This is a genomic window from Thiomicrorhabdus sp. (assembly GCF_963662555.1).
Lineage (GTDB): Bacteria > Pseudomonadota > Gammaproteobacteria > Thiomicrospirales > Thiomicrospiraceae > Thiomicrorhabdus.
Genome location: NZ_OY759719.1, coordinates 2,290,302 through 2,314,972, shown reverse-complemented (window position 1 = coordinate 2,314,972; position 24,671 = coordinate 2,290,302). Strand labels below are relative to the sequence as shown.

Here is a 24,671-nt window from a genome sequence, read left to right as displayed (position 1 = left end):
AAAACATACAGGGAGAAAATATCATGGCAATGGTAATCAACACTAATATGGCAGCTCTAAACGCAACTCGTCAACTTGATGGTTCAAGTCGTGAACAATCAGTTTCTATGGAGCGATTAACTTCTGGTTTGCGTATCAATAGCGCTGCAGATGATGCAGCAGGTCTTGCAGTAGCAACAAAAATGACTTCACAGATTCGTGGAACAGATATGGCAGTGCGCAATGCAAATGATGGAATTTCTTTAGCACAAACTATTGATGGTGCATCAGAAGAAATTGGCAATATGATGCAACGTCAACGTGAGCTAGCTATTCAAGGTTTAAACGGTACTTACTCTACAACTGATATTGCTGCAATGCAGGCTGAATATGATGCCTTAACAGCGGAAGTTGGCAGAATCTCAACAACGACTAAATTTAATGGTGTACCTGTTATGCAGACTGGAGCCGCTATTAATATCCATGCAGGTTGGGAGACTACAGCCAACGATAAAATCGCAGTTACCTCTATTGGAGGAAGTGCCATTGCTACAGCATTAGCATCAGGTACAGCAGGTCTTGTTGGTACTTCTGCTTTAGTGGCATCGTTAGACACTCAAATTACAGGATTAAACACAGCTCGTTCTGGTGTTGGTGCGGTACAAAACCGATTGGAATATACCGTATCTAACTTGCAAAACATAAGTGAAAACATCAGTACTGCAAGATCACAGATTCAGGATGCTGACTTTGCAAAAGAGAGTGCTAACTTAGCTCGTACACAAGTACTACAGCAAGCTGGTATGAGTATGCTTTCGCAAGCTAACCAGCAATCACAGAATGTGATGCAGTTATTGCAGTAATAGCCATAAATAAAGAATTTTTATTCAGAAGATATTCTGATTAAACAACAGATTTGGGATAAACCCAAACAGAATTCGCCACCTAGTTGGCGGATGACATAAAAGTTAGAACGCCAACTAGGGCAACACTAACAATTTATCTAAAAAGGAGATTTATCATGGCAATGGTAATCAACACAAATATGAGTGCAATCAATGCAACTCGTCAGTTAGATGGTTCATCTAGAGAACAAGCAGTTTCAATGGAACGCTTAACTTCTGGTTTGCGTATTAACAGTGCAGCAGATGATGCAGCAGGTTTAGCCGTAGCAACAAAAATGACTTCTCAGATTCGTGGTACGGATCAGGCAGTTCGTAATGCAAATGATGGTATTTCATTGGCACAAACTATCGATGGTGCTTCAGAAGAAATGGGCAACATGATGCAACGTCAGCGTGAGTTAGCAATTCAAGGTTTAAACGGTACTTACTCTACAACTGATATTGCTGCAATGCAGGCTGAATATGATGCTTTAACAGCTGAGGTTGGTCGTATTTCAACAACTACTAAGTTTAATGGTGTTGCGGTAATGCAGACTGGAGCGGCAATTAACGTTCATGCAGGTTGGGAAGCTACAGCAAATGACAAAGTTGCTATCACAACTATTGGTGGTAGTGCTATTGCTACAGCATTAGCATCAGGTACAGCAGGTGCTGTGGGTACTTCTGCTTTAGTTACTGCTTTAGATACTCAAATTACAGCATTGAACACGGCTCGTTCAGGTGTGGGTGCGGTACAGAACCGATTAGAATATACGGTATCTAACTTACAAAATGTAAGTGAAAACGTTTCAGCAGCTCGTTCTGGTATTCAAGATGCTGACTTTGCAAAAGAGAGTGCTAACTTAGCTCGTACACAGGTTCTACAGCAGGCAGGTATGAGCATGTTGTCACAAGCTAACTCTAACTCTCAAAATGTTTTAGCCTTATTACGATAAGCTTTAGCTTAGCAAGAAAGGCGAAGAGCATTATTGAATAAGGAGGGATTGAAATGGATATTAATTCTATGTCATCCCCTGTGATGGAGACTAATTCAGCTAAGCCGGTGGCAACACCGGTAGCCACAGAAGTAGTAAAACCTAAGCAGGTTGAGGCCTCAGTCGTCTCTCCGAATATAAAGACTCAGCAAGAAACTGAGCAGGCAATTCAAGACCAAGTTGATCAACTTAATTCAAAGCTTGATCAAACGGGTTTAGGATTAGCCTTCTCAGTAGATGAAAACACTAGGTCTTCAGTAGTTAAAGTGATTGATAAAACGACTGATGAAATAATAAAGCAGTACCCGAATGAAGACTCGTTGAAAATGATGAAAAACATTCAAGACTATCTAAATTCGGTTCAACAAAGTAGCGCGACAACAAAAGAGGGTTTGACAGGCGTGTTATTCAATGAAATCATATAGATGATGATTTGAATAAAGGAGGGGGTATAGCAATGATAGATTCTATGCAACCTGATAGCCTGTTAAAAAATTCCTCTGTCGAGCTACCAAGAACCATCGCCTCAAATGAGTCGGCTAAGGTTAGTATGCAGAGCGTTTCACAAAATGTTGTGAGACAAAATACTGATATTACTGGAACCAAATCAAAAGAGGCTGATGGCCAAATTAATGCTGCTGAGATTGATAGTCAAATGACAAGTATCAACGCTCAGTTACAAAAACTTCAAAATTATTTGAAGTTTGAACGGGATGAAGATTCAGACAGAATGGTCATCTTCGTTAAGGATAGAGAAACTGGTGAAGTTATTCGCCAGATTCCTACTCAAGAATTTCTTGCTATATCAAAAAGTATTGGTCAATACTTAGATATGAGCAAACAGCTTTCTGAAAAGAATTCGCCACTCGTTGGTATGTTTACCAATGAAACTGTATAAAATAGTGGCATCATTTCCCTTGTGTGTTTAGCGGTCTTTTGGCCGCTTTTTTTATTTCTAATTGTTATTTTTCTTAAAGTATTCTCAATTCTGCCGATATATAAATTATAAAAGAAAGCTAGTTTGGCATTTTTGGTGCTAGTAGTTTTTAATATAATAAAAACATATTCTAATAATATAAAATTTTCCTTTAAGACCAGGAGGGCTGTTATGGCTAATGAAATTGGCACAACGCTTTTAAACACCTTAACAAATAGCACGTTTGATATTGGGAATATGTCAAAAGCTCTTGCAGATGCAGGTGTTGCAGGCCCAAAGTCGATATTGGAAAAAAATCAAACAAAAGTCAATACTGAGTTAAGTGCACTTACCTATTTAAAAACCAATGTTGAAGCTTTTCAAAGTTACTTGGGTGATTTATCTTCACCATCGTTATTTCAAAGCCGTCAAGCGACCTCTTCTGATGATTCAGTTGTCTCTATTCAGACTAATGGAGTGCCTGTTTCAGGCTCTTATCAAGTTCAGTCCTTGCAAATGGCTCAAGCTCACACTTTGGTGGCCAATAAGGTCTTTAGCTCAGCTTCAGATACGATTTCAACAGGAACTTTAACGATTAATGTTGGCGGTCAGTCAAAAGATATTGTGGTTGATGCTAGTAATAACACGCTTGAAGGTTTACAGAACACAATTAATAACGGTGATTTTGGAGTGAATGCCGCGATTATTAATAATGGTGGAAATTATCAGATTATGTTTTCTTCAAAACAGTCTGGGGCGGCTTCAGAGATTTCGTTAAGTGGTTTGGCTGATTTTGATACTAATGGATTAACAACGACTTCAGAAGCTCAAGATGCAGTAATGAGCATTAATGGGTTAACCATTTCAAATAATACCAATAGTTTTAATAACGTAGTTGATGGTTTGCAGATAACTTTAAAATCAGTTTCTCCGCAAACAACACAAAGCCTATCAGTGACCACTGATTCTGAAAAAATAACCAGTGCTGTTACCGATTTTGCTGATGTTTATAACCAATTGGATAGTATTTTAGACGATTTAGGTTCATATAAAGAATTGACACCAGATGAAAAAAGTTCTGAAGATTATGCGTATTTTGGTGATCTAGCCGGAAGCTCTCTATTAAGAAGTTTAAAATCTCAATTACGGGATTCTTTAAATGGAGCGATTTCTGAATTAAGCGATCCAAATACTTTAGCGGCAGCGGGATTAAGTTTTGACAAAACAGGCAAGCTTAATGTTGATACTGAAAAGTTAAATAATTTAGTGAGCAATAACTTAGATGGTTTGGCTAGTCTTTTTTCAAAAAATGGTCAAACTTCAGATCCTTTAATGAAAGTCGTTGGTGGAAATGATCTGACTCAAGCAGGTAACTACTCTGTAAATATTTCTCAGGTAGCTGAAAGAGCGAGTGTTACGGGTGGAGCTGTTACTTATTCTCCTAATGAATATAAGCTTGCCAGTGATAAAGTCATTGATCCTACTGCTGCTTTAACAATTGAAGCTGGTGCAGGCTTTCAGATTGCGGTAAATGGTGGAGCACCATCAGCTGTTACGTTGACAGCAGGAAGTTATTCATCTAAAGAGCTTTTAGCAGCACAAATGCAAACTGATATTAATACTCAAACGGGCCAAAGTGTGAGTGTCACTTACGACGCAGCACAATCAAGATTTGAGATTAGTAACTCAACGGGTACTCTCGATATAACCTCGGCTACTTCAATGAGCAATCAAGGTTTTTCTTCTACTAATAGTTATGCAAGTGAACAACTCATTGATTTGTCAGGTGGAGATGTAAGCTTTAATGTTTCAATTGATGGAGCAACTTCTGCAGCCGCCACTATTGGTGCAGGTAAATATACATTGAATGAATTGGCCCAGAAAATGGGAACAACTATTAATGGTTTAACAGAAGTAGCTTCTGCAGGAGCATCGGTTAGAGTTTCGACTGATGGAGGAGTTTTAAATATCTCTTCTGAGCGTTATGGAATAAACTCTGATGTAACCTTAGATACATTTAGCAATGCTGGAAATGCTGGCCTAACCGCTAATTTAACTGATCAAGGACAAAATGTTGCTGGAACCATTACTACCGCTTCGGGAGATTTAAGTCTTGGAATCTACGTTGATAGTAATGATGGAAGAAAAGTAAAAATTTCTGACTATGCAATTATTGCTGGTGCACCTGCTGAAGTAAGAGGTTTGCAATTTGATATTTTAGGTGGAGCAACGGGTGCTCGTGGTGATATTACTTTTTCTCAGGGGTTTGCGAGTCGTATAGATCAAACGATTAATCGTCTGCTCGATTCAGATAATGGTTTGATTAGCGGTAGAGTGGATTCTTTAAATTCTAAAGTTGATGACTATAGCGAAAAAAGTGATAAGTTGGATGCTCGATATGAAATGTTACTAATGAAGTATCAATTACAATTTTCTTCACTACAATCAATGTTGGCAAGCTCAAAGCAAACAAGTGATTATTTAACCGCAACTTTCTCAAATAATAATAACAATTAAAGAATAATATTAAGTATAAGTAGGTAATTAACATGAATATGGCATTGAAAAAACAATTCATTCAACAATATGCAAATAATTATGTTGAAACAGCTGTCTCTGAAGCTGGCCCACATAAATTAGTTCAAATGCTTTATGACGGTGCAATAAAAAATATGAACTTAGCCAAAGTTTTTATGGAGCAAAAGAACTTTGAAAAGAAGTCTGAACACATTAATAAGGCTTTGGCTATTTTGGCCTCGTTACGCGCTAATCTTGATTTAGAAAATGGGGGTGAAGTAGCAGCCAATTTAGATGGTTTATATGAATATTGTTATAAAACTTTATTTCAATCGTCTGTAAAAAATGACACAGCATTGCTTGAAGAAGTTATTGGCCATATTCAAACCGTGAGTGAGGCCTGGCAACAAATGCCAGACAATATTAAAAATGCTAGTAAAGAACAATTAGATCGATTAAGAGTATAGTTAAGTGAGTTTAGAAAAAATAAAAATTACTTTATTATCACACTCTAAAAACTTGTTGATTGCAGCTGAAGACCAAAATTGGGAACGTTATTCCGAACTTGAGAAAGATTGGGCTGAGATGTTGCAATCTGCCAAGAATAAATATGGTGATGCATTAAATTCGATTGCTAATGAGTTAATTGCTGATAACCAAAAAATACAAAAAAACATAACTGAGTCACAAAAATCTATTCTTAGTGAATTAGAAAAAAGCACTCAAAATACTGCATCAATTCGATCCTATTTAAAATAAACCTACAAAAAACATTGCCAATATTTTGACATCTTGAGAAAAGCCGTATATAAAGGTTAACCAGGAATTAAACAATTAAATGGCAACTCAATGTCTCAAGAAATTTTTACTTCACTCGTGGGCTCTAGTTCCGCGATGCAAAAAGTTAAAAAACTCATTCTCCAAGTAGCACAAACCGATGCAACCGTTCTTATTTTAGGTGAATCTGGAACAGGTAAAGAGGTGGTTGCTCAAGCTTTACATAACTCTTCTGAACGTTCAAATCGTGCTTTTGTACCTATTAACTGTGGAGCAATTCCTGGGGAATTGTTAGAAAGTGAGCTATTTGGTCATGAAAAAGGAGCATTCACAGGTGCCATTACTGCTCGTAAAGGGCGTTTTGAAATGGCAGAAAAAGGCTCTATTTTCTTAGATGAAATTGGTGATATGCCATTACCTATGCAAGTAAAACTTCTGCGAGTCCTCCAGGAACGAATTTATGAACGTGTAGGTGGTAATAAAAGTTTTGAATGTGATGTGAGAATCATTGCTGCTACACACCGAAACCTCGAAGATAATATTGAAGCAGGTGATTTTAGAGAGGATCTTTATTACCGCTTGAATGTTTTTCCTATTGAAATGCCTTCATTACGAGAACGACCAGAAGATATTATTGAATTATTGGATTATATGTTTGCTCGTATTCAGTCAGAGGGTAGAAAGATTCCAACACTGTCTGAAAAGGCGTTAATCGCGTTGCAGAATTATCCGTGGCCTGGAAATGTTCGTGAACTGGGTAACTTAGCGGAACGTTTATCAATTTTATTTCCAGGCCTGTCAGTAGATTATGACGATTTACCAGCTAAGTACCAGGTAGAGATCGATAACTCTGCTCAATTATTAGTTGCAGAAGAGGTTACTGAACCTAAAGTAAATAACCTGCAAATGGATAATGAGAATGCTCAAATTGATACCCAAGAAAATAATCTAGAAAAAGAGAACATGGGACATGACATGGGGTCTCCAAATTTAGATGAAGGCTTGGATTTAAAATCGTATTTGGTAGAAATGGAGGTACAACTCATTCAAAAAGCTCTGTCTCAGACAGATGGCAATGTGTCTCAAGCTGCTAAATTACTACAAACTAATAGAACTACATTAGTTGAAAAAATTCGTAAATATGACCTTTCTTAATACAGAATTTACTATGAGTAAATGGATTTGATTGATATGCAAGAACAAGAGCGTCTCAAGGAGTTAGAAGCGGCTTTTGATCTGTTTAATCAGACCTCTTTACAGCTTACTACCTCCTATGAAGCACTACAAAATCAGGCGGCTCATTTACAAAGTCAATTAGCCCGTAGTGACCAAGAAAAAAAACGAGTAGCAGATCGTCTAAGTCGTCTTTTGGATGTTTTACCTGCTGGAGTTCTTGTGTTAAGTGACAATAATGTCATTGTAGAGATGAACCCGAGTGCCCAAGAAATTTTAGGTGCTGATGCGGTTAATCGCGATTGGGATATAGTTATTAAAAATGTCTTTCTCACTACCAATGATGCGGGTGAATTAATTACACATAATAAAATGGTTTACCAGTTATCTGAGACCACATCAAATAAGGATTCAAGCCGAATTCTATTGATTCAGGATGTTACTGCTGCTAGGCAGCTTCAGGATCATGAAAGCCGCCATCAACGCCTACATTCTATGGGTGAAATGGCGGCTTCTTTGGCTCATCAAATACGAACGCCACTCTCTTCTGCATTGCTCTATGTATCGCAAATGAACTCTGAACACCTTGATGATGATAAAAGAGAAAAATTTGTTGGTAAGGCGTTAAATAGCCTTAATCACCTGGAGTCTTTAGTAAAAGACATGTTGCAGTATGCAAAAGGTGGAAAGGGGAGTGATAAGGCGATTTTACTTGAGGATTTAATAGAGCAGTTAGAACAGAGTGTTGAGGCTCAAATAAATCAATCTTTAAGTAAGATTCGTTTTAATGCATTTATACCAGGCCTGGTAATTACAGGCGATAAAGATGCATTAATGACTGCTTTGCAAAATTTAGTGGGTAATGCGATTGATATTGTTGGCCAAAGGGCCGATATCGAAGTTACTGTGAATAAAGTTTCTGCCAACAGAGTCGATGTCGTTGTCAGTGATAAAGGCCCTGGTATTGAATCAGATAAGCTAGAAAAGATTTTTGAACCTTTTTTTACAAGTCGTGCAAAAGGAACAGGCCTTGGTTTGGCGGTTGTAAGAGCAATTGCTGAAGCTCATAATGGTGAAGTCTGGGTAAAATCCATTGTTGGTTACGGCACCCAATTTGGTTTACGTTTACCTTTAACATCTAGGAAGGAAGTCTCATGAGTATTGCCAAAATATTAGTGGTAGAAGACGACTCAGAATTACAAGAAGCATTAGTTGATACCTTATCGTTAAACGGTTTTGAGGTAATCAGTGTAAGCAGTGCTGAAGAGGCATTAACCGCTTTGAATGATGAGATTGGTATGGTATTCAGTGATATTCGAATGGATGGCATGGACGGCTACACCTTAATGACTAGAATTAGAGCCATAAAACCTTATTTACCGATTGTCTTAATGACTGCCTACGGTACGATTGAGCAAGCTGTTGACGCTATGAAAGCTGGAGCTGTTGACTACATTGTTAAACCCTTTCAAGCTGGTGTTTTGGTAGAAAAAGCCAAGGTGTATTTTAACCGCGATGCCTCTTCTGAAGATGATTTTGTGGTTGCAGATCCTGCTACACAACAACTAAAAACCATGTCTAAGAAAGTTGCAGAAAGCGATGCTAGCGTTTTAATTAGTGGAGAGAGCGGAACAGGTAAAGAGGTTTTGGCTCGATATATACACATGCAATCGCCACGAGCTAAACAACCTTTTGTTGCAATAAATTGTGCTGCAATACCTGAAAGCATGCTGGAAGCTATGTTATTCGGCTATGAAAAAGGATCCTTTACAGGTGCAGCCAAGGCTATGCCGGGTAAGTTTGAACAAGCACAAAATGGCACAATATTTTTAGATGAAATTGGAGAGATGAAGCCCGATTTGCAAGCTAAGATATTACGTGTTTTACAAGAGAGAGAAGTTGAACGAATAGGTAGTGCAAAGGCGGTTAAGTTAGATGTTAGAGTTTTAAGTGCATCAAATATTGACATGAAAAAAGCGATTGCAACGGGAGACTTTAGAGAGGATTTATTCTATAGATTAAATGTATTCCCAATGCATTTACCTCCTTTAAGAGAACGCCCTAGAGACATTGCTGCGATTGCAGAACGATTGATTCAAAGGCATTGTGGAGCTTCAAGAGTTCAGCCCATGATTTCCGCACCTGCTATGAAGCGGTTAATCCAATACACATGGCCTGGTAATATTCGTGAATTAGATAATGTGATTCAAAGGGCATTGGTTATGATGTCTGGTGATACGATTCAAGACCAAAATATCATGCTAGATGATGGTTTTGATACCTTGCATAGTTTAATGAATCCAACTCAGACAGAGGATGCCAAAGCCGAGTTAGCTGATAATGCTTGTGAAGGGATTGAAGAGTCTGAAAATACTGAATCTACAAATTTTAAACCGCTAGAGTTACCGATGGATTTGAAAGCTCGTGAAACAGAGATGATTTTAGAAACGTTGCGTCAAAATTCTGGCCATAGACAAAAAACAGCCGAAGCGTTAAATATTAGCCCCAGAACTTTGCGTTATAAAATTGCAAAACTTAAAGAGCAAGGTGTGGACGTTCCGTAAAGTCGGTAGTTATCGGCCAATGTTATAAATAGTTTAGGGAATTGTTTGTTTTTTGACATAAAACTGGCATATCAATTGCTGAAAGTGTTTTGAAACTGTGTGATAATAAATTCACATTTTTCATAAATCCGTTGAAATGGCCTAGTACTTATACAGAGTGAATAGAGTAAATGAATCCGATTGATACACAAAGTTTAATGTTACAAATGCGTTCTTTAGCTGCTCAAGCAGAAGCTAAATCGGCTGCTGATGTAACGAATACTTCAGAAAGTGGTCAAGAAAAAGCGGCTAATTTTGCCGAACTTTTAGCGGAATCAGTACAATCTGTAAATCATGAGCAGCATAAAGCCGGCGATATGAAAAACGCGTTTGAACAAGGTGACCCTGAAATGGAATTATCAGAAGTTATGCTTCAAGTTCAAAAGGCAAGCCTTTCTTTTCAAGCCATGACTCAGGTAAGAAATAAACTCGTTGAAGCCTATAAAGATGTGATTAATATGCCTTTATAGTTAGAAACTTACCTTCTAACTAATCGCATTAATTTAAAAAACAAGAAGATTTTATAATGGCAGATCAACAAGCGTCTCTCGACAATTCTCTTAATATGCAGCCACCAAGTGGCACTGGCTCTGCTTTATTAAATAATCTTACTTCTCTATCTGTTGCTAAACAAGTCAGTTTAGTGATTGCTTTAGCTGCTTCTCTGGCTCTTGTTGTGGGTATTTTTTTGTGGTCGCAAAACACAAATTACACTCTGCTTTTTGGAAGTGTTGATGCCAAAGATATGAATGAGATTGTACAAACGCTGGAGCAAGAAGGCGTTAAATACCGCATTGATAGCAGCAGTGGTGGTATTTTAGTTCCTAATGATTTAGTTCATTCACTTCGCATAAAATTAGCTGCCGCTGGTTATCCAAAACAAGCCGCTACTGGCTATCAACTTTTAGATGTTGAGCAAGGTTTTGGTATTTCTCAATTTAAAGAAACAACTCGTTATCACCGTGCTCTTGAAGGTGAATTAGCTAAATCGGTTTCATCTATTAATTCCGTAAAATCTGCTCGAGTGATGTTAGGATTGCCAAAGCGTTCAGTTTTTGTAAGAAAGCAGCAAAAGCCATCAGCCTCAGTCGTTGTTAAGCTTTATCCAGGTAGAAGCTTAAATGAAGAGCAAGTCAGTGCGATTGTCTATTTAGTTGCCTCAAGTATTCCAAATTTAGATGCTAAATCTGTGACCGTTGTTGATCAAAACGGAAATCTACTAACAAATTCAAATGCCAATAATGGCATGCTTCATATGAGTATGAAACAGCTGGATTATACTCGCCAGGTTGAAGAGACCTTATCTAACCGTATTATTAGACTTTTAGCTCCTATTGTTGGCGGGGAGAATAAAGTAAGGGCTCAGGTAACTGCCGAGCTTGATTTTACACAGCAAGAACAGACACGAGAAAACTATGAGCCGGATCCTGAAGCGATTCGCTCTGAACAAGAAGTAAAAGAGATTAATCGTGATCAAGGACCAACAGGGATTCCGGGGGCTCTAACTAATCAACCTCCAAGAGCAGGTATTGCACCTGAAGAAGGCTATAAGGCAAGTAATGATCCTAATTTAAAAAGCTCAAGTGAGAAAAAAACCAAAAACTATGAGCTTGATAGAACAGTTAGTCATATTAAAAATTCAGTAGGTAATATCCACCGTTTATCTGTTGCAGTGGTTTTAGATGATAAAACGAGTCTTGATGCAAATGGGCAAATTGTTAGGCAGCCTATTGCAGAAGACGAGCTACTTCGTTATCGACGTCTAGTCAGTGATACTGTTGGCCTTGATGAGGCACGTGGCGATACCTTAAGTGTTGTAAATGCTTCTTTTGTTACTGCTCCTGCAGAAGTGGTTGAAACAGCTCCTATTTGGCAAGAAACCTGGTTTTGGAACTTAATTAAACAAGTTTTAGCAGGCCTGGCAGTTCTATTTATTATCTTTGGTGTGATTCGTCCGATGTTGAAAGATTTATCTAAGAAAGAAGAGACTTACTTAGAGTATCCTGAGGATGTTCCTGAAGAAGCTGAAGAGTTAGAAAATGTAGATGAGATTTCTAGAGCTCTTGAACAGATGAATGAGGAAGTAGAACAGACAGCAGTAGCGTCTGAAGCCGAATCTGAAGCTGAGCATGAGTTATTGGAGAAAGTACGAACAATTGTTGCGTCAGATCCTAAGGTGGCTGCTCACGTAATTAAACAATGGATGTCTGGAGGCTAATATGGCTGATTCACTAATTGAAGAAATGGGAGATGAAAAAGATATTCCTAAGCTTGATAAAGCTGCCATATTGCTACTTTCTTTAGGTAAAGATTCTGCTGCTAAGGTGCTAAAACACCTAAATCCAAGAGAGGTACAGCAAATTGGTTCAGCAATGACATCAGTTGAAAATGTGTCCCATAAAGACATCCATACAGTAATGAAGTCTTTTTTAAATGAGTTAGGAGATGATGCGTTAGGTGTTGATCCTAGTGAATATGCTCAATCGCTTATGGCGGATGCGTTAGGTGATGGAGGTGGACATCTTATGGATGCAGCACTTCTTGGAGACCAGGTTAAGGGGCTTGAAGCTCTTAAATGGCAGCATCCATCAACCATTTCTAATATGCTTCGTAATGAACACCCTCAGGTAATAGCGATTGTATTATCTTATTTTGATTCTGACCAAGCAGCAGAGGTCTTAAGAGGAATTCCTGAACGATTCCAGTCCGAAGTGATTTACCGTATTGCAACTCTAACGACTATTCAGCCTCGGGCTTTATTTGATTTAAATGATGTATTAGAGAATGCATCAAGTGATGGTGAGGGAGGTAAGCTTGCCTCGATTGGTGGTGAAAAACGTGCCGCAGAAATCTTGAACTTAGTGGGTGGTGGCGTTGATTCTCGTATTTTAGATGATATCTCTATTGAGCATGAAGAAGTCAGTAAAGCTATTCAAGACAAAATGTTTGTCTTTGACGACATCGATGGTATTGATGACAGAGGTATTCAAACAATTGTTGCTGAAGTACCGAGTGATATTCTTATTGTGGCACTTAAAGGTGCAGATACAGGCATTAAAGAGAAGTTCTTATCTAACCTTTCAAAACGTCAAGCAGATATTATGCGTGATGATCTTGAAACTGGTGGACCAGTTAAACTTAGTGCGGTTGAAGATGCTCAGCGTAGCATTATTCAAACAGTTCGCCGTTTAGCCGATGAAGAGAAAATTATGATGCCTGGTGGTGGTGAGGAGTTTGTGTAAGTGGTTGATGAATCTTTTCAAGAAAAGAAATACCATGAAGATAATGAGCAACCTGAGATTGCCACTCTTTTGCCATCTTCTGAAATAGATTCTTCAAATCATATTAAAGCTTGGAAAATGTCAAATTTTGAAGAAGAGACTAAACAAGCGGATAAAAAAGTCTCTGATGAGGTGTATCAAAAAATTCAACAAGAGATGCAGCCTGAAATTCAAAAACAAGCTGAAATCATAAAAAAAGAAACCTACGAAAAAGCGTTTGAGCAAGGTTACCAAGAAGGCCTAAAAAAAGGTCAAGAGGAAGGTTATGATAACGGGAAAACTGAGGCGAAATCTGAGGTTTTTGCTAATCTACAACCTAAGTTAGATCAGTTTGATTCAATACTCTCATCTCTTAAAACTCCTTATGATTCTCTAGAACAGCGTATTTATTCTGAGCTAGTTGATTTCGCATTGCATGTTGCGAAAACCGTTATTAAAAAGGAAGTGCAGGCTGATAAAGAGTGGATTCTAAATACGATAAGAGAATCGGTAGCTGCTCTTCCTGAATCATCTAGTGAGATAAAAATCTATTTACATCCAGATGATTTGGCTTTTTTACAAATTTCTCAGCCGTCAATTTCTGAGAAGTGGTCTCTTCATGAAAACCCTAAAATTGAACTAGGAACCTGTATTGTTAAGCAAGACTATTCAACCATTCTTAATAGTTGGATTGCTCGGTTTGATGAGGTGGTTGAAAAGGTTTCACAAGATGTATCTGATGAATCAGATTCTGTTATCCCAGAAATATCTAATAGTTCAGAAACATCCAGTACTGCGTAATTCAGTAATCTAATTATCCATTTATTGATCAAGAAGATAAGTATGGAACTCACCAAACAATTCAATCAAAACTTGAGCGATAAGTTAACACATCTAACCAAAAGCGGTATTAAACCTCAGGCACTAAAAGTGGCAGGAAGGCTTGTGCGAATGGTTGGAATGACGTTAGAAGTTGTGGGTACATTTGCTCCTATCGGTTCCCGATGTCAAATCATGCGAAGTCATGATTTACCACCGATTGAAGCTGAAGTGGTTGGGTTTCATGATGGTCGCCTTTTTTTAATGCCAATTGGCGATACCAATGGGCTTGAGCCCAATGCTGAAGTACTGCCTGTAGATGGTGGTGTTAAAGTAGGAGTGGGTTATGGAATGCTGGGACGAGTTGTAAGCGGCACCGGCGAAGCATTAGATGGACTTGGAGCTATTGAAACTACCGATTATGTATCTTTAGCAGGAGAGAGAATTAACCCTTTGAGCCGCCACCCAATTCAAGAACCACTAGATGTTGGAATTAAGGCGATTAATGGATTGCTAACATTAGGTAAGGGACAACGTATTGGTTTAATGGCCGGAACTGGTGTTGGTAAAAGTGTTTTATTAGGTATGATGACTCGCTATACGGATGCTGATGTTGTGGTGGTTGGTCTAGTTGGTGAGCGTGGCCGAGAAGTAAATGAGTTTGTTAGAAATAACCTCGGTGAAGAGGGGCTCAAACGTTCAGTCGTCGTGGCAACCCCTGCAGATGATCCGCCACTTATGCGTTTGCATGGAGCAATGTTAGCCACATCCATTGCGGAATACTTTAGAGAGCAGGGCAAAAATGTTTTGTTGTTAATGGATTCTTTAACCCGTTTTGCTCAAGCCCAGCGCGAAATTGCTTTAGCGGTTGGAGAACCTCCAGCCAGCAAGGGCTATCCGCCTTCTGTCTTTGCTAAGCTACCACAGTTGGTTGAAAGAGCGGGTAACGGAATGCTGGGCGGAGGTTCTATTACCGCAATTTATACTGTTCTAGCAGAGGGGGACGACCAGTCTGATCCTATTGTTGATTCGGCTCGTGGTGTTTTAGATGGGCATATCGTGCTTTCAAGAGAAATTGCTGATAGCGGTCGATATCCGGCGATTGATATTGAGTCTTCTATCAGTCGAGTAATGGTAGATATTGTTCCCGATGAACAATTAAATTTGGCCAGAAAATTTAAAAACCTCTACTCAACATACCAGCAAAATCATGATTTAATTAGTGTTGGTGCTTATCGTAAAGGTGCTGATCAAGGGATTGATTTAGCCATATCTAAACATCCTGCTCTTAATGCGTTTTTATCTCAAGGTATTCATGAACAATTTTCGCTAGATGTTTCTTTAGAAGCTTTAAAGTCGACTTTAAGCTAAGTGCTGCGTAGCTAATTGATAGATAGGAACCAATTTGTATTGTTTACTGGCAGACGGTAATGCTTATTAAAGGAAACGATATTTGTGTCACGTAGATTGCAAAGAATCAAAAAAATAGTAGAGCTTGCCGAAATGGAGTTAGACAAGGCGGCTCAAACTTATGCCTATATGCAAACCAGATTAGCTGACGCCAAGCAGCAGCTAGAATCTTTACTTTTATATTGTGATGAGTATGCCAAAAAACCGAGTTCTGTTGGTCAAATTTCTCCCATTCAATTGCAAACCCATAATGCGTTTTCAGAAAAGTTAAGCCAAGCGGTAGTTGCCCAAAAAAATCAGGTTGAAGAATCTGAAAAAATGTTGGTTTTATCTAAAGAAGCCTGGATTGAAAAAAGAGCCAGAGTAAAGTCTTTAGAGGCGTTGTATAAACGTATTAGTAATAATGAACAAGCGATACTTAATCGAGCAGAACAAAGGATGCTTGATGAACTGTCAGCCCAAAAATATATTCAAAATCAGAAAATATCACATTAGTTATTTCTCTTTTTATCAGTGTTTTATTTGTTAGGCATGTATATTGCTTTTCTGAGTTTACGATGCAATGTACAGATGTGAGATACAAATGCTTATAAATGCTAAACCTGCACAAGTTGAACAGCCTCTAGAAGGCTTAAATATGTTGGATAAAGGGCAAGGTTTGCCACAAGGGAAACCATTTTCACAGCTTTTTGCCTCAATGATTAATCAGCCAGGTAAGCAGATTGCTAATTCAGACAAGATGGCTGAAGAGCAAACGATTGGTACTGCTAATGATTTGCCAGTTTCTGTTATTGATGTTTCAGCGTTACTGGAAGGTAAAACAATCCCTGCAAGTCAAGTTGATAATGCCGAGCCTTCAGAGGCTTTTGCAAGCATGCGATTAGATGTAGCTAATTTAGATGTACCCAATATTGATAAAGATTCTGTCAATTTACCAGGCCTGGTAAATTCAAATATTGATGCGGCAAGTGAATTAAGTGCTGATAACAATCTTGATATCGTTGTACAGTCAAACACTGAATCCGTTGATATGGTCGTAAATGATGGTGAAGCCCCTGAGCAAAACAATGTGTTAAACCTAGCTGGTTATCAAGAGGTGGATTCTGTAGATAACCCTATTTTAAGTCAGTCTCAAGAATTTGGTTACAGCGTTTCAGATGCGTCTATTGATGAGTCTGCCAATAATGTGGCAAATGTAACCATGCCTTCAGAGGCTACACAAGAAACGGTTGATAAGTCGGTCGATGAGACAACATCACCAGAAAGCATCCAGGCCAACAATTTGGCAACGGATTCTCTACAAAAAAGTGCAGTTGCCTCGAGTAGTCAGAATGTTACAGGCATGGCATCAAATGTATCTCATGCCGGTGCTACAGTAACCGCCAACCAGCAAGTGGTTAATCAGCAATCCGGTGTCCAGCAACCAGGTAGTCAAACTAGTTCTGCTGCACATTGGGGGGCTTCTAGTTCTGATGGCTCTCAATCTTCTGGCTTTGCTCAAGGTGGTCAATCTGGTTCTCAATCTAACGGACAGCAGAGTGCTCAACCAGGAACACAACCAAATGCACAACCATATATAGCAAATGCGATTCAATCATCGCAGTTTCAAGAGAAAAGAGCTCAAAACATTGAACAGCAAATGGCTGTAAAAGCCACGGATGAATTAATTGTTAAAGCCGATTCCAAAGAAAGTTTGCTGGCAATTGATGGTCTTTCTGGTGATAAAAAGACATTCTTACCACCTGGAATGCAGTCGATTCCTGTACCAGTGAGATCTCCACAGTGGGGCCAAGCTTTTGGTCAACGTGTGGTTTATATGGCAAATAATAAACTACAACAAGCACAAATTACGCTTAACCCAGAAAAGCTTGGCCCAGTTCAAGTCAAATTGCATATAGATAAAGATCAGCAAGTACACGTAAGCATGAATGCTCAGCATCTAACGACTCGTGAAGCAATGGAAAATGCAATCCCAAGACTTAGAGAAATGCTTGAGCAAGCTGGTATTGATCTAGCCTCTGTGGATGTTGGAGAGCAATCAAATTTTGCAAATAATTCTGATGGTGAATCTGGTTCTGAAAACAATGCTAACTCATCTGCGATGAGTGCTGATTCAGATGGGGTTGAGCAATCATTAACAAAAACAACAATCATGTCCGATAACATTGTCGATTTTTACGCCTAGGAGCGAGAGATGAAATTTGAAAAAAGTATTGCCCTATTTGTGGCTTTAAGTACAAAAAATGCCTATGCGGGATCAACTATCGCAGGTATTCCAACTGTTGGATTTGTTGTAATGGCAATGGTTGTTGCTGGCTTGGTAGTTGGTTCTTTGGTGTATTTAATGACATGTAATAAATCGGGTGCTTGTGATCAAACAGAATTAGTTGAGGCTTTGCAAAAGGTAATAAACGAAAAAGATTTGGCCACAACGGTTAATCTTGCCAATGCCGATCCAAAGCTTTTAACCGTTGTTAATAACCTTTTAGAGTTAGCATCAAACCAAGTGACTAAAGAGATGATTGAGAAATCAACCATAGAAGCTAAAGTTGCCGACTTAGATAATCAAATTGAAGAGTTAAATGAAACTTTAGCGGCTTGCTATTCTCAACAGAGTTCAACCAGCTCTGCAAAATTTGATAACAGTGAATTGATGATGCTTTCACAAAAGTTAGCCACTAAGCTTCAGGCTCTTAACTCAGGATCATCTCAAGGCATGGAATCTGCCGGTAATGTTATAACAGAGGTCAGTGGCTTAACAGATGAGGTTGTTCATGCTTCTGGTGTTATTAAACGCTTAGAAGAGGACAGCAGTAATATCGGAACGGTTTTAGTCTTAATTCGTGATATTGCAGAACAAACAAATTTATTAGCATTAAATGCGGCAATAGAAGCCGCCCGAGCTGGTGAGCATGGCCGCGGATTTGCTGTGGTAGCTGATGAAGTGCGTATTTTAGCGGGTAAAACTCAGCAAGCAACAACAGAGATTCAAACCATTATTGAAGAGCTTCAGCAGCGTGCACGAAATGCGGTGCAAGTTATGGCGAGTGGTCAAAACAGAGTGGATTCTACTCAAGAGCAAGCTGGACGAGTAAATGACATATTTAATGGTATAGTCGCAGACCTTTCTGAGTTAAAATCTGCGCAAGAAGAATTGGCTGGCGTTATTCAGCGCAGTTAATGGGTAAAACCATAATTTTTGAGCAGCAATATAGGATGAATAGATGAAGGCAATAGTAGGTACACTCGTCGTAATCGGTACCTTATTGGGTGGTTACTTACCACACGGTAGTATAGGTATTATGATTCAGCCGCTAGAGATGGTTATCATCTGTGGTGGTGCATTGGGTGCTTATATTATTGCCAATCCGGGCTGGGTAGTTAAAGCTGGTTTCTCAAAAGGACTTGGTCTTGCTAAGCCTCACCATGTAAACAAAGAATTGTTTATGGAGTTGCTTGGTCTCATGTTTAAAATCTTTAATAAGGCACGTCGTGAAGGTTTAATGTCAATTGAAGCGGATGTAGAAGACCCTCATTCAAGCGAATTGTTTAATAGTGCACCCAAGGTGGCTGCTGATCACCATGCTGTAGATTTTATTTGTGATTATTTGAGGCTAATGATTAGTGGTGCAAGCAATCCTTATCAGTTAGAAGACTTAATGATTTTAGAACTCGATGCCCACCACCATGAGGCTATGATGCCAAGTGCCGCAATTGGTAAGGTTTCTGAGGCTTTGCCAGCCTTTGGTATCGTGGCAGCGGTATTAGGGATTGTTATTACCATGAGTTATCTTGACGCAGGACCGATGGAAATAGCTCATCATATGTCTGTTGCTTTAGTAGGGACTTTTTTAGGGATTCTGATTGCATATGGCTTTATTGCACCGATTTCGTCTGAACTAGCTAACAGAGCAGAGGCAGAAGGAGCATTTTTTGGTGTAATTAAAACCTGTTTAATGGCCAACCTTAATGGATATGCCCCGCAAGTTGCGGTAGAGTTCGGGCGTAAAGCAGTGCCAAGCCATGAAAGACCTACTTTTACAGAAGTAGATGAATTTTTACAGAGCCAGAAATAACCTCTAGTTCGAGTTAGTTGAAACGCCATGAGTGATGAACAATCCATAATTATAAAGCGCTTAAATAAGTGCCCGCACTCAGCACATGGCGGAGCATGGAAAATTGCGTTTGCCGATTTTATGACGGCAGCGATGGCGTTTTTTTTAATGTTATGGGTTTTGGGTGGAACTAACGACGAAGAAATGAAGGCAATGGCTGAATACTTTAGAGATCCTACGGTAATAGAGTCTTCGCCCATGTCTCTTGTTGAATCAAAAGAAGCGGGTCAAACTTCAGATGCAATGATTGATATGGGAGGATTTAAAGATTCACCAAAAGGCACTGAGGGAAATGAGGATGGTTCGGGTAAGGCGGCAGAAAAAGCTCAAATGGAAGCGATGAAGCTTCAGCTTGAAAAACAGATTGCACAAAGTGACTCTTTAAGTGAATTAAAAGATCAGTTAAAAATAGACGTTACTCCTAATGGATTACAGGTACAAATTTTGGATGATAGAAAACGCCCAATGTTTGAAACTGGAGTAGATTTACCTAAAGAGTATGCATCTAAGTTATTGCAAGAAGTTGGTAAGGTTTTATCGACTACCAGAAATAAAATAAGTATAACTGGACATACCGATTCGTCGGGTTATCACGATAACTCTGAATATACCAACTGGGAGCTTTCAGCAGACCGAGCGAATGCAGCAAGAAGGCTGTTACTTAAAGGTGGGGTTGATAGTAATCGTATTGCACAAACAGTTGGAATGGCGGATACTGTGCCGTTTGATAAAGAAAATCCGTATAATCCAAGAAATAGAAGAATTAGTATTATTGTTTTGAATAAAGAGGCTGAGCAGCGTTTGCGTAGCTTAAGTGATGCAGTACCTGTAGAAGACTTGAGTAAAAAGCTACGACTCACTCCTCAGTAAACCAGAGAAAAGGAAGGAAAAACCATGTCTGAAGAAGATGTTAAAGAAGAAAAGAAAAGCGGTGGAAAAGGATTGATTATTGTCCTTTTGGTTGTGGTCATTCTTCTTTTAGTTGGTATTGGCGCTTTAGCTTTTTTGTACCTGAGTGCTGATAAACATTCAGAAGAAAAAGGAGCGAATGCTGAAGTACATGGTTCAGCAGAGCATGGTACTGATGAAGCTGACGGACATGATATGGGGCATGCAAAAGAGTATTCACCTAAATATAAGCAGTTTGAACCACCTGCGGCAGATGCACCTCCAAGTTATTTTACAATGGATAAATTTGTTGTAAATTTCAATGGAGATGGTCAAGCAAAATTCTTAGCAGTTGATTTGAAGTTTCTATCGTATTACCCTCAGGTAGTCGGTCCAGATGGTGAAATGGAATATTTACGACCTATTCTTAAAAATGATATTGAACGTTTATTGCGAAATCAGCACTACAATGAATTAATCAAACCGGATGGGCCTGATCAGTTACGAGCACAAATTTTAGATGTGACCCGTAAGGTTCTAGAAAAACATAATATTTACCCAGATTTAGTTGAAGATGTTTATATGACACGTTTTGTGATGCAGTAAGGCGATTATAAATGGATGATATTCTAAGCCAAGATGAAGTTGACGCCCTTTTAAAAGGGATGGGCGGTGGTGATGTCGAAACTGAAGGTGATGATACTTCAGGGGGGCAGAGTGCCAAAGTCTATGACTTTACTAACCAAGAGCGTATTGTTCGTGGTCGTCTGCCTGCTTTAGATATTATTAACGAACGATTTGCTCGAGGTTTTCAACGTCATTTTAATGAAATGATTATGGCGAGTGTTGAGGTGACGGCGGGTGAAGTAAAAATCATTAAAATGATTGACTACTTGCGTAATCTATTTGTGCCTACCAGCTTGAATATTTATCGTATTAACCCGTTAAACGGAGTGTCATTATTTACCTTAGACTCAAAGTTGATTTTTACTGCGGTTGATATCTACTTTGGTGGAACAGGTCTACTTCCCTTCAAAATCGAAGGGCGTGAATATACACCTGTTGAAATGAGTATGGTAAGAAGTATTCTTGATATCACCTCTGAGAACATGCGTAAAGCATGGGGTCCAGTTATGGATATTGAGATCGAATACATGCACTCTGAAATGAACCCTAAATTTGCAGGGATTGTTGACCCAACTGATATGATTGTTGTGAGTCCAATCAATGTTCGTTTTGAAGGGGTTGAAGGGCGTGTTGATATTGTCATGCCTTATGCCATGCTTGAACCAGTTAGAGACAAGCTTGAAGAAGGTATGCAAAATCTTCAAGGTGAGAGTGATAATCGTTGGTCAAGAACACTTAAAGAAGAAGCAAAAAATATTGAAATTGATTTAAGTGTGAGTTTAGCTGAACTAAAAATGAATGTTGATGATTTATTAAGAATGGAAAAAGGCGATATTATTCCGCTGGAAATGCCTAAACAAGTTACAGTTAAAGCTGAAAATATTGCCATTATGCGTGGCAAACTAGGTGAAAGCCATGATAAAAAAGCCGTTAAAATAGAAGAAGTTTTACGTCACCCCGCTTATCAAGAGCGAACGATAGAGAATGTTAAGGAGTGGTACGATGAGTGATGAAGAAGATTTAAGTGCGTGGGGCGACGCCTTAGCTGAACAAGCTGATGCAGAAAGTGCAACAGGCTCTGCAGATGCAGATTGGGGAGATGCATTGTCGGAGCAAGCAGATGCTATGAATGCTGAGTCAATTAGCTCGGCGGCATTTGATGAACTCAACGCAGAACGTGGTGGCAATAAAGATAAGGTTGATTTAGATGTCTTAATGGATATCCCTGTTACATTGCAGCTAGAAATTGGTAGAGCAAAAGTCTCTATTCGTAATCTGCTCTCATATACACAGGGTTCGGTTGTTGAAATGGATCGTTTAGCGGGAGAACCTTTAGATTTATTAGTAAATGGAACCCTTATCGCTCATGGCGAAGTGGTTGTTATCAATGATAAGTTTGGTGTGCGTTTAACCGACGTGGTTAGTCCACAAGAGCGAATCAAAAAGTTAAAGTAATGACCATGAAATTAATTAAGCAGGCCTGGTTAACTTTACTATTAACTCTTCAAACTACTTGGGTGTTTGCAGAAGATAAAATGCCTTTGATTGGAGAGAAAGTTACCCAACCCAGTGAATATTTTGGACAAATTATTTTGTCTTTGGTTTTGGTTCTGGTTATTATTTTTATTTCTGCTTGGTTGTTAAGACGTTATGGACGTTTTCCTGGTGTGGCTGACGGCAATCTTAAAGTTCTTGGGGCTTTATCTGTTGGGCAAAGGGAACGTATTTTGTTATTGCAAGTTGGTAAAGAACAAGTTTTGGTAGGGGTGACATCGAGTAGAATAAGTCGATTGCATCAACTTGAAGAAAATGTTGAAGTCCAAGAAAATGTTCCTGTTTCAGGGCAGTTTTCAAAGCGGTTGCAAGAAGCCATTAAGTCTAAAGGAAAATAGTCGACATACTCGTGAAGATATTAAAGCCCTCTCTATTTTTTATACTTACTTTTTTCCCTGTATTGACATGGGCTATGCCTGGTATTCCTGCATTTTCTGTAGAAACGGATGCCGCTGGTAATCAAGATTACACTTTAACCATCCAAATCCTACTCTTAATGACAGGCTTAACGTTATTGCCTGCGGCATTAATTGCAACCACGTCATTTTTGAGAATAGTTATTGTCTTGGCTCTACTAAGACAAGCTTTGGGTACAATGCAAACCCCATCAAATCAGGTTTTGATTGGTTTATCTTTGTTTTTAACACTTTTTATAATGGGTCCAGTGTTAGATAAGGTTTATGACACAGCCGTAGCTCCTTACCTTGATGAAAAAATACAGTTTCAAAAAGCGGTAGAACTCGGATCAAAACCCATGCATCAGTTTATGCTCCAACAGACTCGAGAAGATGACTTGGGTATGTTTGCTGAAATGGCTGATGTGACTTTGAAAGACCCTCAGTCTGTACCATTTAAAGTACTTATTCCTGCCTTTATGACAAGTGAATTAAAAACCGCTTTTCAAATTGGGTTTATGTTATTTATTCCCTTTTTAATTATCGATTTAGTCGTTGCCAGCTTATTGATGTCTATGGGTATGATGATGTTATCACCCATGATTATCTCTTTACCCTTTAAACTTATGCTGTTTGTGCTCATAGATGGTTGGGCTTTGGTTGTTGGTACTTTAGCAAATAGCTTCGTTGTACCTGGAGGTATATGATGCAAGAAGAATTTGTATTAACACTCGGGCAAAAGATGCTTGAAGTAACTGCCATGTTGGCAGCTCCTTTATTGATTCCAGCACTGATTATTGGTTTATTGGTGGGTATGTTTCAAGCGGCCACACAAATTAACGAAATGACGCTGAGTTTTATTCCAAAGCTCGCCATTGTTGGTGTTGCATTAGTTGTTGCAGGTCCTTGGATGTTAACGACGTTAATCTCTTTTACTCGTGAGCTTTATCAAAATATTCCTGCCATGATTGGTTAGTCAGATGTCTTTTAGCTATCCAGAATTTTTGCAACTGGTAGGCCTTTATTTTTACCCATTTGTTAGAATTGGTGCCATGCTGTCAATTATTCCTATTTATGGAATAAGAGCTGTACCTGTGCGTTCTAAAGTTATTTTGACATTTTTTCTTACGCTCGTTATTGCCCCTTCTCTTTCACTTCCTCCGCCCGTTGATCCTTTTACAAATGAAGGTGTACTCTATCTTGTTCAACAAGTTCTAATTGGTTTAGCAATGGGGTTGGTTTTTTTAATTGTCTTTCAGGCTTTTGTTATTGCAGGACACTTGATTGCTATGGGTATGGGGTTAGCATTCGCTCAAATGGTTGACCCAGGAACAGGAGTTAACTCTCCTGTTGTATCTCAGTATTTTACCATTGTGGTGACATTGCTTTTTTTAGCGTTAAATGGTCATTTATTAGTTATTCAGGTAGTGGCAAATAGTTTTGAATACTTGCCAGTAGGGACACATTTTCTTAATTCCGAAAGTTTATGGAATTTAGTCAAATTTGGTAGCTATATGTTTACTGCAGGTGTCTTGATTGCTTTACCTGCTATTACTGCTCTGCTGTTGATTAACGTGGCGTTTGGTGTCGTTACTCGTGCCGCACCTTCGTTAAATATTTTTGCAGTTGGTTTCCCTCTTACATTATTAGCAGGCCTGGTCATGTTGTCACTGACAACGCCTTTAATTTTGCCTCATCTTCAAGAGCTAATTCATCGTGCAGTTGATGTCATTAGCCAATTACGTTTAACGGAGTAAAT

Annotated in this window: 27 protein-coding genes; all 27 read left to right on the top strand. The window is 38.9% G+C overall.

All coding sequences use genetic code 11. The features are described 5' to 3' along the window. The first annotated feature begins 23 nt into the window (after positions 1-23). The 27 genes from ACORJQ_RS10445 (at position 24) to fliR (ending at position 24,669) form a co-directional block, all read left to right on the top strand. Positions 24-842 carry a flagellin N-terminal helical domain-containing protein gene (locus ACORJQ_RS10445; RefSeq protein WP_321324312.1) on the top strand — a complete coding sequence of 273 codons (819 nt, stop codon included), beginning with the start codon at positions 24-26 and terminating at the stop codon, positions 840-842. 158 nt (positions 843-1,000) lie between these two features. Beyond that, positions 1,001-1,819 carry a flagellin N-terminal helical domain-containing protein gene (locus ACORJQ_RS10440; RefSeq protein ID WP_321324310.1) on the top strand — a complete coding sequence of 273 codons (819 nt, stop codon included), beginning with the start codon at positions 1,001-1,003 and terminating at the stop codon, positions 1,817-1,819. 68 nt (positions 1,820-1,887) lie between these two features. After that, on the top strand, positions 1,888-2,283 hold the full coding sequence (locus ACORJQ_RS10435; RefSeq protein WP_321324308.1) for a flagellar protein FlaG: 396 nt from the start codon (positions 1,888-1,890) through the stop codon (positions 2,281-2,283). A 32-nt stretch (positions 2,284-2,315) separates the two neighbouring features. Next, on the top strand, positions 2,316-2,756 hold the full coding sequence (locus tag ACORJQ_RS10430) for a flagellar protein FlaG (RefSeq protein WP_321324307.1): 441 nt from the start codon (positions 2,316-2,318) through the stop codon (positions 2,754-2,756). Between the two features lie 210 nt (positions 2,757-2,966). Then, on the top strand, positions 2,967-5,291 hold the full coding sequence (gene fliD / locus ACORJQ_RS10425) for a flagellar filament capping protein FliD (protein ID WP_321324305.1): 2,325 nt from the start codon (positions 2,967-2,969) through the stop codon (positions 5,289-5,291). Between the two features lie 32 nt (positions 5,292-5,323). Continuing rightward, positions 5,324-5,758 carry a flagellar export chaperone FliS gene (gene fliS, locus ACORJQ_RS10420; RefSeq protein ID WP_321324303.1) on the top strand — a complete coding sequence of 145 codons (435 nt, stop codon included), beginning with the start codon at positions 5,324-5,326 and terminating at the stop codon, positions 5,756-5,758. Between the two features lie 4 nt (positions 5,759-5,762). Continuing rightward, on the top strand, positions 5,763-6,050 hold the full coding sequence (locus ACORJQ_RS10415) for a hypothetical protein (RefSeq protein ID WP_321324302.1): 288 nt from the start codon (positions 5,763-5,765) through the stop codon (positions 6,048-6,050). A 90-nt stretch (positions 6,051-6,140) separates the two neighbouring features. After that, positions 6,141-7,223, top strand: coding sequence for a sigma-54 interaction domain-containing protein (locus ACORJQ_RS10410; protein ID WP_321324300.1), 1,083 nt, complete (start codon positions 6,141-6,143; stop codon positions 7,221-7,223). A gap of 36 nt (positions 7,224-7,259) precedes the next feature. Further along, positions 7,260-8,399, top strand: coding sequence for a sensor histidine kinase (locus ACORJQ_RS10405; protein WP_321324298.1), 1,140 nt, complete (start codon positions 7,260-7,262; stop codon positions 8,397-8,399). After that, on the top strand, positions 8,396-9,805 hold the full coding sequence (locus tag ACORJQ_RS10400; RefSeq protein ID WP_321324296.1) for a sigma-54-dependent transcriptional regulator: 1,410 nt from the start codon (positions 8,396-8,398) through the stop codon (positions 9,803-9,805). The genes ACORJQ_RS10405 and ACORJQ_RS10400 overlap by 4 nt, the downstream gene beginning before the upstream one ends. A 170-nt stretch (positions 9,806-9,975) precedes the next feature. After that, positions 9,976-10,314, top strand: a complete 339-nt coding sequence (fliE, locus tag ACORJQ_RS10395; RefSeq protein ID WP_321324294.1) for a flagellar hook-basal body complex protein FliE — start codon at positions 9,976-9,978, stop codon at positions 10,312-10,314. 56 nt (positions 10,315-10,370) lie between these two features. Continuing rightward, entirely contained in the window at positions 10,371-12,062 is a 1,692-nt protein-coding gene (gene fliF, locus ACORJQ_RS10390) for a flagellar basal-body MS-ring/collar protein FliF (RefSeq protein WP_321324293.1), read from the top strand. Between the two features lies 1 nt (position 12,063). After that, entirely contained in the window at positions 12,064-13,086 is a 1,023-nt protein-coding gene (gene fliG, locus ACORJQ_RS10385) for a flagellar motor switch protein FliG (protein WP_321324291.1), read from the top strand. Further along, complete coding sequence (locus tag ACORJQ_RS10380; RefSeq protein ID WP_321324289.1) at positions 13,087-13,905, top strand: FliH/SctL family protein; 819 nt, start codon at positions 13,087-13,089, stop codon at positions 13,903-13,905. Between the two features lie 42 nt (positions 13,906-13,947). Next, a complete protein-coding gene (gene fliI / locus ACORJQ_RS10375) occupies positions 13,948-15,294 on the top strand; it encodes a flagellar protein export ATPase FliI (RefSeq protein ID WP_321324287.1) in 1,347 nt (448 codons plus the stop codon). An 84-nt stretch (positions 15,295-15,378) separates the two neighbouring features. Then, positions 15,379-15,828: a flagellar export protein FliJ gene (gene fliJ, locus ACORJQ_RS10370; protein WP_321324285.1), complete on the top strand. Its 450-nt coding sequence runs from the start codon at positions 15,379-15,381 to the stop codon at positions 15,826-15,828. A gap of 88 nt (positions 15,829-15,916) precedes the next feature. Then, positions 15,917-17,518, top strand: a complete 1,602-nt coding sequence (locus ACORJQ_RS10365) for a flagellar hook-length control protein FliK (RefSeq protein ID WP_321324283.1) — start codon at positions 15,917-15,919, stop codon at positions 17,516-17,518. A 9-nt stretch (positions 17,519-17,527) separates the two neighbouring features. Continuing rightward, positions 17,528-18,514 (top strand): methyl-accepting chemotaxis protein, encoded by a 987-nt coding sequence (locus ACORJQ_RS10360; protein ID WP_321324281.1) that lies wholly within the window; start codon positions 17,528-17,530, stop codon positions 18,512-18,514. Positions 18,515-18,557: 43 nt separating this feature from the next. Beyond that, positions 18,558-19,409 (top strand): flagellar motor stator protein MotA, encoded by an 852-nt coding sequence (gene motA, locus ACORJQ_RS10355; RefSeq protein ID WP_321324279.1) that lies wholly within the window; start codon positions 18,558-18,560, stop codon positions 19,407-19,409. A 27-nt stretch (positions 19,410-19,436) separates the two neighbouring features. Then, on the top strand, positions 19,437-20,318 hold the full coding sequence (motB, locus tag ACORJQ_RS10350) for a flagellar motor protein MotB (protein ID WP_321324278.1): 882 nt from the start codon (positions 19,437-19,439) through the stop codon (positions 20,316-20,318). Positions 20,319-20,342: 24 nt separating this feature from the next. Further along, a complete protein-coding gene (locus ACORJQ_RS10345; RefSeq protein WP_321324276.1) occupies positions 20,343-20,942 on the top strand; it encodes a flagellar basal body-associated FliL family protein in 600 nt (199 codons plus the stop codon). Between the two features lie 11 nt (positions 20,943-20,953). Next, the gene (gene fliM, locus ACORJQ_RS10340) at positions 20,954-21,973 is read left to right on the top strand and encodes a flagellar motor switch protein FliM (RefSeq protein ID WP_321324274.1); all 1,020 of its coding nucleotides are present in this window, start codon (positions 20,954-20,956) and stop codon (positions 21,971-21,973) included. Further along, the gene (gene fliN, locus ACORJQ_RS10335) at positions 21,966-22,418 is read left to right on the top strand and encodes a flagellar motor switch protein FliN (protein ID WP_321324273.1); all 453 of its coding nucleotides are present in this window, start codon (positions 21,966-21,968) and stop codon (positions 22,416-22,418) included. The genes fliM and fliN overlap by 8 nt, the downstream gene beginning before the upstream one ends. Further along, positions 22,418-22,855 carry a flagellar biosynthetic protein FliO gene (gene fliO / locus ACORJQ_RS10330; protein ID WP_321324272.1) on the top strand — a complete coding sequence of 146 codons (438 nt, stop codon included), beginning with the start codon at positions 22,418-22,420 and terminating at the stop codon, positions 22,853-22,855. The genes fliN and fliO overlap by 1 nt, the downstream gene beginning before the upstream one ends. Before the next feature lie 74 nt (positions 22,856-22,929). Beyond that, positions 22,930-23,619: a flagellar type III secretion system pore protein FliP gene (gene fliP / locus ACORJQ_RS10325; RefSeq protein WP_321324270.1), complete on the top strand. Its 690-nt coding sequence runs from the start codon at positions 22,930-22,932 to the stop codon at positions 23,617-23,619. Beyond that, positions 23,619-23,888, top strand: a complete 270-nt coding sequence (fliQ, locus tag ACORJQ_RS10320) for a flagellar biosynthesis protein FliQ (protein WP_321326879.1) — start codon at positions 23,619-23,621, stop codon at positions 23,886-23,888. The genes fliP and fliQ overlap by 1 nt, the downstream gene beginning before the upstream one ends. Before the next feature lie 4 nt (positions 23,889-23,892). Further along, positions 23,893-24,669 carry a flagellar biosynthetic protein FliR gene (gene fliR, locus ACORJQ_RS10315; RefSeq protein WP_321324269.1) on the top strand — a complete coding sequence of 259 codons (777 nt, stop codon included), beginning with the start codon at positions 23,893-23,895 and terminating at the stop codon, positions 24,667-24,669. The last annotated feature ends 2 nt before the right edge of the window (positions 24,670-24,671 follow it).